General features: G+C 67.5%; 12 protein-coding genes. 7 read left to right on the top strand and 5 right to left on the bottom strand.

Annotated elements, in window-relative coordinates; translation table 11 throughout:
- Positions 1-28 precede the first annotated feature (28 nt).
- Positions 29-613, bottom strand: coding sequence for a YceI family protein (locus ASD22_RS14440; RefSeq protein ID WP_056085075.1), 585 nt, complete (start codon positions 611-613; stop codon positions 29-31).
- A 39-nt stretch (positions 614-652) separates the two neighbouring features.
- Positions 653-1,246, bottom strand: coding sequence for a malonic semialdehyde reductase (locus ASD22_RS14435; RefSeq protein WP_056085073.1), 594 nt, complete (start codon positions 1,244-1,246; stop codon positions 653-655).
- A 142-nt stretch (positions 1,247-1,388) separates the two neighbouring features.
- Between ASD22_RS14435 and ASD22_RS14430 the strand changes: the two genes are divergently transcribed.
- Positions 1,389-2,357, top strand: coding sequence for a mitochondrial fission ELM1 family protein (locus ASD22_RS14430; protein WP_056085071.1), 969 nt, complete (start codon positions 1,389-1,391; stop codon positions 2,355-2,357).
- Positions 2,358-2,559: 202 nt separating this feature from the next.
- Here the strand turns inward: ASD22_RS14430 and ASD22_RS14425 are convergent, their stop codons facing one another.
- Complete coding sequence (locus ASD22_RS14425) at positions 2,560-3,267, bottom strand: MgtC/SapB family protein (protein WP_056085069.1); 708 nt, start codon at positions 3,265-3,267, stop codon at positions 2,560-2,562.
- A gap of 60 nt (positions 3,268-3,327) precedes the next feature.
- Entirely contained in the window at positions 3,328-6,168 is a 2,841-nt protein-coding gene (gene glnE, locus ASD22_RS14420; protein ID WP_056085068.1) for a bifunctional [glutamate--ammonia ligase]-adenylyl-L-tyrosine phosphorylase/[glutamate--ammonia-ligase] adenylyltransferase, read from the bottom strand.
- Positions 6,169-6,336: 168 nt separating this feature from the next.
- Between glnE and ASD22_RS14415 the strand changes: the two genes are divergently transcribed.
- Together ASD22_RS14415 and metK are read left to right on the top strand one after the other, a co-directional pair.
- Positions 6,337-8,229 (top strand): LTA synthase family protein, encoded by a 1,893-nt coding sequence (locus ASD22_RS14415; RefSeq protein WP_056085066.1) that lies wholly within the window; start codon positions 6,337-6,339, stop codon positions 8,227-8,229.
- Between the two features lie 181 nt (positions 8,230-8,410).
- Complete coding sequence (gene metK, locus ASD22_RS14410) at positions 8,411-9,610, top strand: methionine adenosyltransferase (protein WP_056085064.1); 1,200 nt, start codon at positions 8,411-8,413, stop codon at positions 9,608-9,610.
- Between the two features lie 158 nt (positions 9,611-9,768).
- Here metK and ASD22_RS14405 read toward each other — a convergent pair whose 3' ends face one another.
- Positions 9,769-12,675: a serine/threonine-protein kinase gene (locus ASD22_RS14405; protein WP_056085062.1), complete on the bottom strand. Its 2,907-nt coding sequence runs from the start codon at positions 12,673-12,675 to the stop codon at positions 9,769-9,771.
- 194 nt (positions 12,676-12,869) lie between these two features.
- On the opposite strand from ASD22_RS14405, the gene ASD22_RS14400 reads away from it, so the two are divergent.
- From ASD22_RS14400 to ASD22_RS14385, 4 genes are all read left to right on the top strand, one after another.
- Positions 12,870-14,732 (top strand): ATP-binding cassette domain-containing protein, encoded by a 1,863-nt coding sequence (locus ASD22_RS14400; RefSeq protein WP_056085061.1) that lies wholly within the window; start codon positions 12,870-12,872, stop codon positions 14,730-14,732.
- A gap of 194 nt (positions 14,733-14,926) precedes the next feature.
- On the top strand, positions 14,927-15,556 hold the full coding sequence (locus ASD22_RS14395) for a glutathione S-transferase family protein (RefSeq protein ID WP_056085058.1): 630 nt from the start codon (positions 14,927-14,929) through the stop codon (positions 15,554-15,556).
- Positions 15,557-15,574: 18 nt separating this feature from the next.
- Positions 15,575-15,850 carry a GIY-YIG nuclease family protein gene (locus ASD22_RS14390; protein WP_056085057.1) on the top strand — a complete coding sequence of 92 codons (276 nt, stop codon included), beginning with the start codon at positions 15,575-15,577 and terminating at the stop codon, positions 15,848-15,850.
- A 353-nt stretch (positions 15,851-16,203) separates the two neighbouring features.
- Positions 16,204-16,965, top strand: coding sequence for a TerC family protein (locus ASD22_RS14385; RefSeq protein ID WP_056085054.1), 762 nt, complete (start codon positions 16,204-16,206; stop codon positions 16,963-16,965).
- The last annotated feature ends 1 nt before the right edge of the window (position 16,966 follow it).

The following is a 16,966-nucleotide window of genomic DNA, read 5'->3' as shown; positions in this document are numbered from 1 at the left end:
CGCCCTGCCTTGGCCGATCTCGACCGGCTTACTTCGCCTTCGGCACCGAGCCTTCGGTGGTGATGCGGATGGTGATCTCGTCACTGACGTTGGGCACGTAGGCGCCCACGCCGAAATCGGAGCGCTTCAGGCTGGTGGTGGCGTCGAAGCCGATCGACTGCGCCTTGCTCATCGGATGCGGGCCGATCTTGTTCAAGGTGGCATCCAGCACGACCGGCCGGGTCACGCCATGCACGGTGAGGTTGCCGGTGACCTTGAACTTGTTGCCGCCCAGCGGCTGCACCGCCGTGCTCTTGAAGGTCACCGTCGGGTACTTATCGGCGTCGAGGAAGTCCGGCTTCTTCAGGTGCTCGTCCAGCGCCGCCACGTGCGTGTCGAGGCGGTCCAGCGGCAAGGTCACCTGCACGCTCGACTGCGCCGGGTGCTGCTCGTCGTACACCAGCGTGCCCTCGCCCAGGCCCAGGTCAGCGGTTGGGTTGGAGTAGCCGAAGTGGTTCCAGCTGAACAGCACCATCGTGTGGTCGGGGTCGAGCTTGTAGGTCACCGGGGCAGCCTGCACCGAGACGGCGGCGCCGAGCAGGCTGGCCACAACGAGATAACGAAATGCGCGCATGGTGAATCTCCAGGTGGGTAACAGGTGCAAGGGAAAGGATCAGGCGATCCGGCAGGCCTCGTCGAACGACAGCCGCGGGCTGCGCGGGAAGAAATTGCGGCTGCGATCGCCATGGCCGATGGCGATCAGGAAGTTGGATTTGACCGCGGTGCCGGCAAAAAATGCCGCATCCACGCCGGCCTGGTCAAATCCCGACATCGGGCCGCAATCCAGCCCCAACGCCCGCGCCGCCATCAACACGTAGGCGCCCTGCAGGCTGGCATTGCGAAAGGCGGTGGTATCGATCAGTGGCTGGTTGCCGACGAACCAGCTGCGCGCGTCGGCGTGCGGGAAGAGTTGCGGCAGGCGCTCATAGAATTCGTGATCGGTACCGATGATGGCGGTGACCGGCGCCTCCATCGTCTTGGCGCGATTGCCGTCGGACAGGTGCGGCGCCAGTCTGGCCTTGGCTTCCTCGGATTTCACGAAGATCACCCGCATCGGCGAGGCGTTGGCGCTGGTGGGCCCGAACTTGGCCAGCGCGTAGAGCTGATGCAACTGCTCGTCGGTCACGTCCTGCGGCAACCAGGCGTTGAACGTGCGCGCCTCGCGAAACAATTGATCCAGCGCCATCTCCGAAAGCGAATCACTCATGGGTATCCTCCAAGGCATGCGCGCGCCAACGGGCGGCGCTATCGCGAATTAGAGAGTGTAATGGTGGCCTGGCGCGATCGAACCACGGCCGAGGGGAACGCACTGTGTACGCCAGCGAAACAATTACCCGCAAAGCGCCGCCATGCTGACGCCAGGCGAGTGCTGGGTGATCACGGACAACGCCGCCGGCAACCAGCGTCAGGCGCTTGCGTTGGCCGAGCACATGCAGCGGCCGGTGCGCCACCTGCGACTGCAACTGCGGGCGCCGTGGTCGTGGCTGTCGCCGCGCTTCACGATGGGAAACACGCGGGCCTTGCCGGCGTCACAGCGCCCGCTGTTCGCGCCGCCGTGGCCAGAGCTGGCGATCGGCTGCGGTCGCTCCGCGGCGCTGCTCACGCGGATGTTGCGGCCGCTTTCCGCGGGGCGCTGCTACACGGTGCAGATCTTGGACCCGCGCATCGACCCGCGCCATTGGGATGCGGTGATCGCGCCACGTCATGACGGCCTCGACGGCGCCAATGTGCTGCGCCCGTTGGGTTCGCTCAATACGGTGGACGAGCGCTGGCTGGCCGACGGCCGCGACGCCTGCCCCTTGCTGGGCGAGCTGCCGCAGCCGCGGGTCGGCGTGCTGCTGGGCGGGCCGCGTCGCGGCATCGATCTGGACGATGACTACGCCGACCGCTTGCTGGGCCACCTGCTGGCCCGCCACCGAAGCGAGGGCGGCAGCCTGCTGGTGCTGGCCTCGCGCCGCACGCCCACGGAACTCATCGAGCTTTTCCGCCAGGCGTTGCGCGACGTCCCTGGGATCGTCTGGGCCGGCCCCGATGACGGCCGCAACCCGTTCCCCGGCGTGCTCGGCTGGGCCGACCGGCTGGTGGTGACGCCCGACTCGGTGAACATGCTGTCCGAGGCCTGCGCCGTGGGCTGTCCGGTGCATACCTTCACCATGGCGCCCTTGCCGGCCAGGATCGCCCGCTTCCATCAGGCCTTGCGCGCGGCGAACCTGCTGCACGACATCGACGACACCGCATCTCCGCAACCGCCACTACGCGAAACGGCGGCACTCGCCGGGCAACTGCTGGCGCGCATGGCGCAACGCCAGGGCGACTGAGAGGTTGTGATTTTTTCAACCTCGAAGCCCGGCCACGTGAGGGCATGGATGCCCGAGTTGAGGCAACGCAGGAGCGGTTGCCCGATGGCCGGGCGCGGATCGATCACGCAGGTGATTGATCCGCGTGAGCGCTTCCGGGCCTGTGCCGGAAGCGCGATAGAGGAAAACCACAGGAAGTGGTTTTCCTCACAGGCTCGGAGCCCTACTTCGAGCGGCTGGCGTCGCGAATGGCGCTGCCCAGCTGGATCGCGGTGACGCCTGCCACCCCTCGCAACGCGTCGGTCAAGGCGGTCATCCGGGCGCTGTCCACGCCGCGCTCGAAGATCAGGATGAGCTGGTCGTCGGCATCCTTGCGGCAATTCAGGATCAGCTTGAACAGCGGCAGCTGTTGCGCCGCCACCACGGCTTCCACGCCGGCCACCGCACCATCGCCAGCCAGGCTGAGCAGCACCCGCGGGCGCAGGTTGTGACGCGCGAACAAGCGCCGCTGCAACGGCTTGAGCAGTACCAGGATCACCCAGATCAACGCCGTGGTCATCGCTGCCGCCGCATACAGGCCGGCACCCGCCGCCAGGCCGATCGACGCCACCGCCCACAGCCCGGCGGCGGTGGTCAGGCCACGCACCACCTGCTCGCGCTGCATGAACAAGATGGTGCCGGCGCCGAGGAAGCCAATGCCGCTGACCACCTGCGCCGCCACGCGCGACGGGTCCAGCATCACGCGCGGGTTTTTCAGTGCGTCGCTGAAACCGTAGGCCGACACGATGATCGCCAGCGCCGCGCCCACGCACACCAGCATGTGCGTACGCAGGCCGGCGGCCCACTCACGCCGCTCGCGGTCGGCGCCGATGACCGCACCGAGCACCGCCGCCAGCACCAGCCGCTGCAGTATTTCCCACGTATCAAGCATGCCTGCCTCCCGTGATCCATCGGACTTCGCGATCCGTGCCGATCCCACGCACAGCCGCAGTCATTCGTCGAAGGTGAAACCCAGCGCCGCGGTGACCTCGCGCACGCTGGCGCAAAGCGTCGCCAGCGCCTCGTCGCGCGGCGCGATCCGCGAACGCAGGTCCATCGTGCAGCGCAGGGCGCGATGCAGCAGTTCGGCGTGGGCGGCGCCGAGCACGGCGGCCTGGTTGGCATTCAACAGGCCGGCGTCGTGGCAGGCGCCGATCACCGACGCGTTGGCGGTGACCTCAAGCAGGCCCGGCCGCTGGGCGTGCGCCAGCACCAAGCCCTGCAGCGCGAACTCGATATCCAGCAAGCCGCCGTGGCCCTGCTTCAAGTCGAATTGGGTGGCGTCGGAGCGGTCGCGTTCGGCGCGCCAGCGCTGGCGCATGCTGCTGACCTCGGCCAGCACGGCGGCCGGATCGCGCGGCACGGCCAGGATCTCGCGGCGTACCCCGGCCAGTTGCGCGGTGAGCGCGCGGTCGCCGGCCACCGGCCGCGCCCGCAGCAACGCCTGGTGCTCCCACGTCCAGGCGCGGCCGCGCTGGTAGGCCACAAAGCCGTCCAGGCTGCTGACCAGCAAACCCTTGGAGCCGTCCGGCCGCAGGCGCGTGTCCACTTCGTACATGCGCCCGCCGCGGGTCAGCACGGTCAGCCAGTTCATCACCCGCTGTGCCAGCCGCTGGTACCAGCGCGCGCCTTCCAGCGGGCGCGTGCCGTCGCTCATCGCCTGCGCGCGGCGGCCGTCATAGACGAAGACCAGGTCCAGATCCGAGGCGAAACCCAGCTCCTCGCCGCCCAGGCTGCCGTAGCCCAGCACGGCAAAACCGGAACCCTCGCCCGGCAGCCGGCCGTGCTGCACGGCCAGTTCGCGTTCGGCCAGCGAGGTCACCGTGGCGACCACCGATTCGGCCAGCGCGGCCAGTCGGCGCGCGGTGGCCACCGCGTCGGCGCGACCATCGTTGAATGCCAGCCCCAATCGGAACGCGGTGCTGGCCTTGAACTCGTTGATGCGCTCCAGCTCCGCCTCGGCCTCGCGCTCGTCCAGCGTGCCCAGCACGCGGGTGATCTCGGCGCTGATGTCGGCGCGCTTCAGCGGCAATTGATCGATGCGCGGGTCAAGCACGTCATCCAGCAACAGCGGCTGCATGATGACCCGCTCGGCCAGGAACGCGCTGTCGCCGAACAGCCGGGCCAGCCGCTTGCGCGCCAGCGGCTGTTCCTCCAGCAGGGCCAGATAGGCGGAGCGACGCGCCACCGCCTGCACCAGGCGACACAACCGCAGCATGCAGGCCACCGGCGCGGCGCTCTCGCGCGCCACGCCGAACAGCTGCGGCATCAACCGATCCAGCCGTTCGCGCGAGCGCGCCGACATCGCCCGCACCGGCGAGGCCTGCGGCAGTTTCAACAGCGCGTCGGCCAGCTCGGCGCCGGGCACGAAACCGGAGGCTTCCAGCGTGCCCGCTTCCAGCGACTCGTCGCAGGCGTGCTGCCACAGCACGTTGTCGGCCGCGGGCACCTTCGCGGCGCGCCCGCCCTGCGGCATCAATACGGCGGCAAATTCCTCGCTGACATGGGCGCGGTGGTGCGCCAGCGTGGCATTCAGTGTTTCCCAATCCGGATGGCCCAGCCCCAGCGCAATGCGCTCGCGGCTCAGCGCGTCGTCGGGGATGTCGTGGGTCTGCGCGTCGCGCAGCATCTGCACGCGGTTTTCCAGCCGCCGCAGGAACACGTAAGCCTCGCGCAGCATGCGTGCCCGCGCCGCGCCAATATGACCGCGCGCCTCGCAGGCAGTCAGCGCCGGCAGCAGGCCGCGCACGCGCATCGAGGGTTCGCGACCGCCGCGGATCAGCTGGGTCAGCTGCACGATGAATTCGATCTCGCGGATACCGCCGGGGCCGAGTTTCAGGTTGTCGGCCAGGTCCTTGCGCGCCACCTCGGCATCGATCAGCGCCTTCATTTCGCGCAGGCCGGCAAAGGCGGTGTAGTCGAGATACTTGCGGTAGATGAACGGCCGCAGCAGCTCCTGCAGCTGCTTGCCGGCCTGGCGATCGCCTGCCACCGGCCGGGCCTTGATCCATGCGTAGCGCTCCCAGTCGCGGCCTTCATTCTGGTAGTACTGCTCCATCGCCGCGAACGACAGCGCCAGCCGCCCCGCGTTGCCGAACGGGCGCAGGCGCAAGTCGACGCGGGCGCAGATGCCGTCCATCGTGGGCTCGTGCAGCAGCCGCACCAGTTGGCGTCCCAGCCGCACGAAGTACTCGCTGTTGTCGAGCGTGCGCGCGCCGTCGCTTTCACCGCCGTGGGGGTAGGCCAGCACCAGGTCGATGTCGGACGAGAAATTCAGCTCGCTGCCACCGAGCTTTCCGAAGCCCACCACCACCAGCCGCTGCACGGCGCCATCACTGTCGCGCGCCTGGCCGTAGCGTGCGGCCATCCACCGTTCCGACCAGCCCAGCGCGGCACTCAGCAAAGCCTCGTACAGCACGCTGGTGGCCGACAGGGTTTCGGGAAGTTCGTCCAGGTCGTTGACGTCGCGGAACACCAGCCGCAAGGCCTCGGCGTGACGAAAGCGCCGCAGCGTTTCCATGCAGGCCGCTTCGTCGTCGGACAACTTCAATGCCCCGACACGCGTGGACGCATCACCGCCCGCACGCAGCCGTTGCAGGCCCGGCGCCAGCAGTTCCGGCTGGTGGCACCACACGTCGAAGGCGAAATCGCTGGCCAGCAAGGTGTTCCGGATGCGCTCGGCCACCCCGGCGTCGTCGTGCAGCGGGATGCCGGCGGCGCGGCAGCGAGCCGCCAGGTCGCCGTAGCGGTCGTCGATCAGCGCGCGCAGCGCGGGGGAAGGTTGGACAGGCATGCCCGCATTGTGCCGCAGTGCGGCGTGCAGCCGACACCGTTCCGGGCGAACGTGGCCCATCCATTGAAGCGCGCCCGTGCAGGGCCGAAACTGCGCGATCCGACCAACGTGCGGTTCATGTTGGCTTGATTACATTCGCTGCCCCGCGATGACAGCAACAGGACTGCCATGTCGTTGAAACCCACCCGCCTCCCGCACCGCTGGCATGCCCCGGTTTGGCGCACGCTTGCGCTGCTGGCCGTGGTGTTCGGTTTCGTGCTGCTGACCGGGCTGATCGACGGCGGCGTCGGCGTGGTGCCGAAGCGCCTGCTGGACCAGGCCCGCTTCCCGTTCGCCAATGCCCTCCCCGGCCTGCTGCTGGCGGGCGTGCTGTTGCTGCTCACCCGCCGGCTGCTGCTGTCGTTCGGCCTGGTGCTGCTGTTCGAAGGCGTGGTCTACGGGGTCAACACGCTGAAGGTGGCGAACCTGGGCACGCCGCTGCTGCCGGCCGATTTCCAGATGGTGGGCCAGTTGCGCAAGGGCGGCATGCACCTGCTGTCCGGCTACCTGCCGCACAGCCCGTGGCCGTACCTGGGCTTGCTGGCCGGGCTGGCGCTGGTGGTCGCGATGTGGCGCTACGAGCCGCCGCTGCTGCCGCAACGCACGGGCGGCAAGCGCCTTGTCGCCGGCAGTGTGCTGGCGGCAGCGCTGCTGAGCCTGCTGCTGGGCGTCACCACCTGGGAGCGGCTCTACAACGGACGCGTGCTGTGGCTGGAGCCGTGGTCGGCGATGTCCACCGCCAACCACTCGGGGTTGATCAGCGGGCTGATCATGTTCGACCTGCATTACGGCCACGGCAAGAAGAAGCCCGACCTCGCCCTGGCCAGGCAACTGATCGCCGATTACGACCACCCGCTGCGCCAGCGCCTGCTGCTGCCCTCGGCGGGCAGCGCGGAGCTGCCCGACATCGTGGTGGTGCAGAGCGAATCGTTCTTCGACCCGACCATCATGAAGGGCTACGAGCACAGCCACTTCACCCCCAACCTGCGCCGGCTGGCGCGTCGGGGGACCAGCGGCCAGCTGCATGTGCCGACCTTCGGCGGTGGCACCATCCGCACCGAGTTCGAGATGCTGACCGGTCTGTCGTTGCGCTATTTCGACAACCTGCAGTTTCCCTATCTGCAGCTGAGCCACGCCACCGTGCCCAGCCTGGTTCGCGTGCTGAACCAGCATGGCTACGACACCATCGCGCTGCACGGCAACGACCCCGCGTTCTGGAACCGCAGCGCGGCGTTCAAGGCGCTGGGCTTCGACCGTTTCGTGTCGCAGGCGTCGTTCCCCGCCGATGCGCCGCTGGATGGCAAGTACATGGCCGACGCCGCCATGACCGACGAAATCCTGCGCCAGCTGAAAGACAGCGGCCCGCCGCAGTTCATCTTCGCCATCAGCATCGAAGCGCACGGACCCTACGACATCGAGCCCGCCCACACCGCCGAGCGCGACGCCATCGCCGTGCCGGAAGGCATCGAAGGGCGCGACAAGCTGGAGCTGCAGACCTACCTCTATCACATCGGCCACGCCGACGCCGAGCTGGGCCGGCTGGTGAAACAGCTGGCCGCGCGCCGACGCCCGAGCCTGGTGCTGTTCTACGGCGACCACCTGCCGGCGCTCAGCAACAGCTACCAAATCGCCGGCTTCGTCGACGGCAAGGACATGCTGAGCCAGGCCGGCACCTGGCTGCTGGTCGAACCGAAGCATCCGATCAAGCCGGTGCACCTGGACACCGCCTCCTGGCTGCTGCCCGGCGTGCTGCTGGAACAGGTGGGCATCCACGACGACGCGTACTTCGCACTGACCCAATTGGTAGGCCCGGAACTGGCGGCGCTCACCGAGGCGCCCGGCGCACCGCCGCCGACGGAGGGCACCGAGCAGCGCAAGCTGGACCAGGCCATGTCCAGCATCGACCAGCTGCGCATGAACGGCACGCTCGACAGCCTGCTGCCGAAAGTCCTCGCGCCGATCGGCGGCGTTGCCCACGATGTCGCACCGGCGCCGCCGCAGGCCGCCGCCGTCGGGTTGTGAGGGTCCGGCCCGCGGTGGGCCGACTTGCCGCACCGCGCCGCTGGCTGGCGACGCGGCGGGCGGCTGAACGCGGCTGGAATTCCGCCCACGACGTGCTTGCGCGAGGCTGCAAAACCGGGGATGGCGTTGTATCATCGCGCCTTTCTTTATCTTTCTATCCGTACAAAGGGATATAGCCGCGATGTCCAACTACCTGTTCACCTCCGAATCGGTCTCCGAAGGCCATCCGGACAAGGTCGCCGACCAGATCTCCGATGCCGTGCTCGACGCCATCATCGCGCAGGACCCGCGTGCCCGCGTCGCCTGCGAAACCATGGTCAAGACCGGCGTGGCGATCGTCGCCGGCGAAGTCACCACCAACGCCTGGATCGACCTGGAGGCGCTGACCCGCAAGGTGATCCTGGACATCGGCTACGACTCGTCCGACGTCGGTTTCGACGGCGCCACCTGCGGCGTGCTGAACCTGATCGGCAAGCAGTCGCCCGACATCAACCAGGGCGTGGACCGCAAGAATCCGGAAGACCAGGGCGCCGGCGACCAGGGCCTGATGTTCGGCTACGCCACCAACGAAACCAAAACCTTCATGCCCGCCGCCATCCACTTCTCGCACCGCCTGGTCGAGCAACAGGCCAAGGTGCGCAAGAAGAAGAACTCGCCGCTGCCGTGGCTGCGCCCGGACGCCAAGAGCCAGGTCACGCTGCGCTACGAGAACGGCGTGGCGGTGGCGATCGACGCGGTGGTGCTGTCCACCCAGCACGATCCGGGCGTGAAGCAGAAAGACCTGATCGAAGGCGTGCGCGAGCTGATCCTGAAGCCGGTGCTGCCGGAGAAGTGGCTGCACAAGGGCACCAAGTTCCACATCAACCCGACCGGCAAGTTCGTCATCGGCGGACCGGTGGGCGACTGCGGCCTGACCGGCCGCAAGATCATCGTCGACACCTACGGCGGCTGGGCCCGTCACGGTGGCGGCGCGTTCTCGGGCAAGGATCCGTCCAAGGTCGACCGCTCGGCCGCCTACGCCGCGCGCTACGTGGCCAAGAACATCGTGGCCGCCGGCATCGCCGACCGTTGCGAAGTGCAGGTGAGCTACGCGATCGGCGTGGCGCATCCCACCTCGATCTCGGTCACCACCTTCGGCACCGGCAAGATCAGCGACGAGCAGATCGAAAAGCTGATCCGCAAGCACTTCGACCTGCGCCCGTTCGGCATCCTGAAGATGCTCGACCTGATCCACCCGATGTACCAGCAGACCGCCAGCTACGGCCACTTCGGCCGCACGCCGCAGGAGCTGACCGACGCCAACGGCAACAAGTTCACCTCGTTCTCGTGGGAAAAGACCGACCGCGCCGAGGCGCTGCGCAAGGACGCGAAGCTGAAGTAAGCGCCCCGCAGATTTGCCGCTTCGACAAAAGGCCCCGCACATGCGGGGCCTTTCGCGTTTCACGACGGCGGAAGCTGCCCATCGCCTCCCCCGCTCGCACGGAATGGCCGGGGAGGGGTCAGCTTTTGATCTTTCCGCCAGCCGCCGCCCTTCAAACCTCAAGGCGTCAGCGTGCGAATGGCCTGTTCGCGCACGCCACGCATGCTGGCGTTGAGGTCGGCCGGGTTCAAGGCGATGACGGGGTCCAGGTAACGGCGACGGATATCGTTGGCGGCGCGGCCGTCACGCAACTCGTCGAGGGCGTCATGCAGCCGCGTGGCACTTTCGATCGTGTGCGCATCAAGCAGGCCAAGAAGCTTTTCGCGACCGTTCAGCGCCTGCTGATAGGCCACGCGCGCCGCCTTCCAGTTGCCGGCGTCGCTGTTGATGTCGCCGATCAGGGTCAGCGTGCTGAAGACAATCGGATGCTTTTCACCCAGCACGCGGCGTTGCCCCGCCAGTGTGAGCTCGGCCTCGGCCAGCGCCTCCCGGTACTGTCCGGCGGCACTCAGGAGGCTGGCGAGACTTCCGTGAGCCATCAGCGTATGGGGATGATCCGGTCCCAAGACGCGTTCGTGCGACGCCAGAATCCCGCGTTCCTGCTTGATGGCCTGCGCGAAATACGCCTGCGCGACGGCGGGGTCGTCTGAAAAATGGCCCTGCTTGGACAGCAGTCGCACCATCACGGTACGCGACGACATCGTGTCTGGATGGTCCGGGCCAAGCAATCGTTCGCGCGTGGCCAACACCCGGTCAAGCAGCACATGCGCCTGCTTGAACGCGACCGGGTCCTGCGCCAGGTAGACCTCGTCGGTGGCCACCATGTTCTGCGCGCGCAACGTCTCGGGGTGATCCGCGCCCAGCTTGCGTTCGCGGATGTTCGCCACTTCGCGCGCCAGCGCCAGTGACTTCTCGTACTCGTGGCGGTAGTGCAGCAGCTTGGCCAGCACCACCATGGCCCTGAGTGTTTCGGGGTGCTCCGCGCCCAGCTTGCCGCGGTCCAGCGCCACCAACGCCTCGGCCTGCTTGCGCGCTTCGTCGCGCATGCCCAGGCCGATCAGGGTGCTCACCAGATCCTGCCGCAGTTCCATCACGCCGGTGTCGGTGGCCGGCAACAGCGGCTGCAGTTGCTCATACAGCTTCTGCTGCAGCACCAGCGCCTGCTGCAGGTGGCCTTGCGCCGCCAGCACCCGACCGCGCCCGGCTTCAGCGGCAACGCGCAACGGCGCGGCCACCGGCAGCGAGGACGATTCCCGGCCCGATTGCCCGAACAGTTCCGCCGCGGCATCCAGGTCACCCTTGCGATACAGGGCCTGCGCCAGGTCGATCTGCGTCGAAAGCCGCGCCTGGTCATCGGCGGGGGCGCCCTGATCGCGGGTCGACAGCACCTTGCGCAACTCGGTGACGGCATGCGGGTAACTGCCGATGTTCACCAGCACGCGGGCCAGGGATTGACGCATGTCGGCGGCGAGGGTCGGTGCATCGGCAAACGCCGCGTCCAGGCTGTCCAGCGCGTGCGTCACCACGTAGGTATCGAGCACGTTGCGGGCGGTGTCGGTGGCCGAGATGCCGGCGAAGGCGCGCTGCAATTCCTCGACCGCGCCCTTGTCCGGCACCGGCCCGTCCTTGCCGGTCGAGAGCATGGCGGTCAACTGCCGCTCCTGATCACGCTTGATCGCATGACCCATCGCGTCGATATCCACGCTGTCGAACATCGACTGCTGAAAGTGCACGATGCGCTCCAGTTGCTGCTGCCGGTGTTCGGCCAGCTGTTGCTGGGTGCGCGCCTGGCCTAGCGCATACAGCGATGAACCCAGGCCGGACAGCACCGCGACCAGCAGCACCGACGCGGCCGCCAGCGGCCAGCGGTTGCGCTGCACGAAGCGGCGTACGCGATACAGCCGCACGCCGCGCCGCGCGTGCACCGGGTGGCGCGCCAGGAAACGCCGCAGGTCCGCCACCAGTTCGCCGACGGTGGCGTAGCGTTCGGCCGCGTGCCGACGCAGCGATTTCAGCACGATCGCATCGATATCGGCAGGCACCGAAAACCCGGGGGTTTTCTCGCCGCCGATCTCTCTTGCCGCCGCCTTCGCGACGCGGCTTGGCGCCACCACGACACCGCCGATGATGGCGTTGGTCAACAGGTGCGGCGTCACCAGATGCTGGAACGGCCGCCGCCCGGACACCAGCTGGTAAAGCACCACGCCCAGCGAATAGACGTCCGCGGCGGTGGTCAGCGGCTGGCGTTCGATCTGTTCCGGGCTGGCATAGGCCAGGGTCAGCGCCTGGGCGCCGGTGGCGGTGGCGGCAACGTCAACGTGTTCGTCGATGATTCGCGCAATGCCGAAATCCAGCAGCTTCGGCTCGCCATATTCCGTTACCAGGATATTCGCCGGCTTGATGTCGCGATGGATGATGAGGTTGCGATGGGCGTACTCCACCGCCGCGCACACCTTCAGGAACAGCAACACGCGCTCGCGCAGGTCGGCCCCATGGTGTTCGCACCAGGCATCGATGCGCTCGCCCTCGACGTACTCCATCGCCAGGAACGGTTTGCCGTCGGTCAGCACGCCGCCATCGAGCAGGTGCGCAATGCCCGGATGCTCCAGTCGCGCCAGCACCTGCCGCTCGCGGGTGAAGCGCTCCAGCAGCACCGGCGAGCCTTCCGCCGACGCCTGCAGGAATTTCAGCGCCACCTGCTGCACGAAATCACCGTCGGTGCGCTCGGCCAGGTAGACCGTGCCCATGCCGCCTTCACCCAGCCGGCGCAGCAAGCGGTAATGCCGGGGCGCCGAGGCCTGCGCATCGTGGCCGCTGAGGTCGGCCGTCTGCATCTGGTCGCCGGGCATCGGCGCGGTGTGGCTGCTCTCTATCGCGCCGATCATCCAGCGCACTTCGCGGCCGAGCTCCTCGTCGCCGGCCACCGCCGACGCGATCATTTCCTCGCGCGCATCCATGCCAAGCTCGATCGCCGCCATGGCGATAAGCTTCGCCTCGCGATAGCGATCCGTCAGTTGCCTGGTCATCCCCCACCCCCGTGTTGGCCAATCAGTATAGACGCCTGAAGCCGGGGCCGTATGGCCCGCCTTTTCGACCCGTGTCCGCGGCCGCTCCCGGGGGCGCCGGCCCGGTGCGCCCTTCAGGGAATACCGCCAATTTCTTTCACCATCGCGAACCTTCGCGCGGCGGCGTTCAGAGCCGTAACCGCTACAATGGGCGGATGTCTCTTATCCAATTGCAACGCGTCGACTTCAGCATCGGCGGCCCACTCCTGCTCGAACATGTCGATCTGTCGATCGAGGCGAACGAGCGGGTCTGCATCGTCGGTCGCAACGGCGAAGGCAAATCCACCCTGATGAAGCTGATCGCCGGCGAGCTGCATGCCGACGACGGCGAGGTGCGCGTACAGAACGGCATCGTGGTGGCGCGGATGGCGCAAGAGGTGCCGCACGGCACCGAGGGCAGCGTGTTCGACGTGGTCGCCGAGGGCCTGGGCGACCTGGGCCGGCTGCTGGCGCGCTACCACCACCTGCTCGACACCGGCGACTTCGACGCGCTGGGCGATGTGCAGCACCAGATCGAGGCGCAGCACGGCTGGGACCTGGACCGCCGCGTCAGCGACGTGATCACCCAGCTGGAACTGCCCGGCGAAACCGATTTCGCCGCGCTGTCCGGCGGCATGAAGCGCCGCGTGCTGCTGGCCCAGGCGCTGGTGCGCAAGCCCGACGTGCTGCTGCTGGACGAGCCGACCAACCATCTGGATATCGAAGCCATCGGCTGGTTGGAAACCTTCCTCAAGCAGTTCGCCGGCAGCATCATCTTCGTCACCCATGACCGCAGCTTCCTGCGCGCGCTGGCCACCCGCATCGTCGAGATCGACCGCGGTGCGCTGACCGACTGGCCTGGCGACTACGACAACTACCTGCGCCGCCGCGAGGAACGCCTGCACGCCGAAGCACAGGCGAATGCGCTGTTCGACAAGAAGCTGGCGCAGGAGGAAGTGTGGATTCGCCAGGGCATCAAGGCCCGGCGCACCCGCAACGAAGGCCGCGTGCGCGCGCTGAAAGCATTGCGCAACGAGCGCGCCGAACGGCGCAACCTCGGCGGCAACGTGAAGATGACGGCGGCCAACGCGCAGTCGTCTGGCAAGAAGGTGATCGACCTCAAGCACGTGCACCAGGCCTACGACGGCCGCGTGCTGATCGACGACCTCAGCACCACCATCCTGCGTGGCGACCGCATCGGCATCATCGGCCCCAACGGCGCCGGCAAGAGCACGCTGCTGAAGATCATGCTGGGCGAGCTCATTCCGCAGCGGGGAACGGCGGAACTGGGCACGTCCATCGAGATCGCCTATTTCGACCAGCACCGCCTGCAGCTCAACGACAAGCTCAACGCGCTGGACAACGTGGCCGAAGGCCGCGAATACATCGAGCTCAACGGCCAGCGCAAGCACATCATCGGCTACCTGCAGGATTTCCTGTTCTCGCCCGAGCGCGCCCGCGCACCGATCACCCGCCTCTCCGGCGGCGAGCGCAACCGCCTGCTGCTGGCCAAGCTGTTCGCACAACCGTCCAACCTGCTGGTGATGGATGAACCGACCAACGACCTCGACGTGGAAACACTCGAGCTGCTCGAAGAATTGCTGACCGACTACCAGGGCACCCTGCTGCTGGTCTCGCATGACCGCGCCTTCCTCGACAACGTGGTCTCCAGCACCCTGGTGCTGGAGGGCGATGGGCAAATCGGCGAATACGTGGGCGGCTACAGCGACTGGCTGCGGCAGAAGCCCGGCCCGCGCACGGCCGGCCACGCGCCAAAGCCGGCCGCCGCAACTCCCGCGCCAGCCGCACCGGTTGCAGCGAAGCGCAAGCGCAGCTTCAAGGAGCAGCATGAGCTGGATCAGCTGCCCAAGCGCATCGAGCAATTGGAACGCGACATCGCCACGCGCAGCGCCGCGATGAACGAGCCGGCGTTTTTCCAGCAGGACAGTGCGGCGATCGTCAAGGCGAACGAGGAGCTGGTGGCGGTACAGGCTGAGCTTGATGCGGCGTATGCGCGATGGGCGGAGCTGGATGGCTGATTCGCGGGGACGGCGCAAAAGCGGCCCTCATCCGCCCTGTCGGGCACCTTCCCCCGCAAGCGGGGGAAGGGAGCTTGCTGATTCGAGGAGTCCTGTCGCTTCCTTCCCCCGTGCAACGGGGGAAGGAAGCGACAGGGCGAATGGGGGCTGCTCTTGGCCGTATCATCCACTGACCCCATCCACGGACACACCCCATGTACACGCTCTACTACGCCCCCGGCTCGGCCAACCTGCTGGTGCACCTGGCGCTGCTGGAAATCGGCGCGCCGCACGAGCTCAAGCGCATTGACCTCGACAAGGGCGAGCAGCGCAGTGCGGCGTATCTGACGATCAACCCGAATGGCGTGGTGCCGACGCTGATGATCGACGGCGTGCCGCACAGCGAAGCGGCGGCGCTGGCGATGCTGCTGACCGAACGCCATCCCGAAGCCGCGCTGGCCCCGGCGGCTGGCAGCGCCGGGCGCGCGGATTACCTGCAATGGATGCTGTACCTCGCCAACAATCTGCAGCCGCTGTTCCGCCAGTGGTTCTATCCCGGCGACCACTTGCCCGAAGGCGCCGACACGATCGGGCAGGCGGCGCGCGCCGGCATCGAAAAGTGCTGGACGAAGATCGATGCCCACCTCGCCGCACACGGCCCGTACATGCTCGGCGACACCTTCGGCTTGGTCGACCTGTATGCGCTGATGCTGATGCGCTGGTCGCGCAACATGCCGAAGCCGGCGACGGAATGGCCGCAATTGGCCGCCCTGGCCACGCGTCTCAAGGCACGCCCGTCATGGAAGCAGGTCTGCGATACCGAGGGCCTGGTCGAATGGGCCTGATCGGGTGGGATTGAACCGGTGAACGACGACCCCGGCGCCACTGCCTGGGCCGTCTACCTGCTGGAATGCGCCGACGGCCGCGTCTACACCGGCATCGCCCGTGACCCCGAACAACGCTACGCAAAGCACCTCGCCGGCAAGGGCGCGCGTTTTACCCGCTCCAACCCGCCGAGGCAGATGCTGGGTTGGGTCTGGGTCGCCAGCCACGGCGAGGCGTTGCGGCTGGAGATCGCCTGGAAGCGCCTGCCGCGGGCGCAGCGCATCGCGGCGCTGCACGAAAGCATGTCGCGGTAAACGGCGGCGCACGTGCTAGCATCGTCCGCGAAGGGGAGTAGCTCCCAGTCGCTGTCGCCGTCATTACGGGCTTTGCCCCGGTGCAGCAGCAAGCCGGCAAACGGTTTGCGAGCAAGACCTTCGCCGATCCACGGCGAAGGTGCGTCCATCACAGATGCCCCGCGGCCGTGGCCCATGAGCCTTGCCGGAGCAGCTGTACGCCCATGAAACTTCCTTCCCCGTAGCACCGCGCCGCATTTGCCGGCGGCGGTCGAACCGCTGTCAACGTCTTCACCGCCGCCATTCGCTGCCGGCGGCATGCTTCACCTCAATGGCGAAAACCTTCGCCGCCTTCATCCACCCGAGAGATTCCCATGGAAGCACTGGCCAATCCTGAAATCTGGATCGCCCTCGCCACGCTGACCGCCCTGGAGCTGGTCCTTGGCATCGACAACATCATTTTCATCTCGATCCTGGCCGGCAAATTGCCGATCGAGCAGCGCGACAAAGCCCGCCGCCTCGGCATCATGCTGGCGGCGATCACGCGGCTTGGCCTGCTGCTGGCGATCGCCTGGATCGTGGGGCTGACCGCGCCGCTGTTCTCGCTGTTCGGCCACGCCTTCTCGTGGCGCGACCTGATCCTGATCGGCGGCGGCCTGTTCCTGATCGCCAAGGCCACCCACGAAATCCACCAGAAACTGGAAGGCGCCACCGAGCAGGTGACGGCGGGTACGGCGGCCGCGACGTTCGGCGGGGTGATCGTGCAGATCATGCTGCTGGACGTGGTGTTCTCGCTGGACTCCATCATCACCGCCGTGGGCATGGTCGATCAGCGCTGGGTGATGGTCACCGCCATCCTGGCCTCGATCGGTTTCATGCTGGCGTTCGCGCGGCCGCTGGGTGAGTTCGTGGAGCGCCACCCCACCGTCAAGGTGCTGGCGCTGAGCTTCCTGATCATGATCGGCCTGGTGCTGATGGCCGACGGCTTCGGCCAGCACATTCCCAAGGGCTACATCTATGCCGCGATGGCCTTCTCGGTATTCGTGGAGCTGATCAACCTGTGGATCCGCCGACGCGCCGCCAACCAGACCGCGCCGGTGGCGCTGCACGAGAAATACCGCGGCGAGCCGGGCTGAC

This window comes from Rhodanobacter sp. Root480, assembly GCF_001426645.1.
GTDB classification, from domain to species: domain Bacteria; phylum Pseudomonadota; class Gammaproteobacteria; order Xanthomonadales; family Rhodanobacteraceae; genus Rhodanobacter; species Rhodanobacter ginsenosidimutans.
The sequence above is the reverse complement of the archived record's forward strand: the minus strand, read 5'-3'. Positions and strand labels throughout refer to the sequence as shown.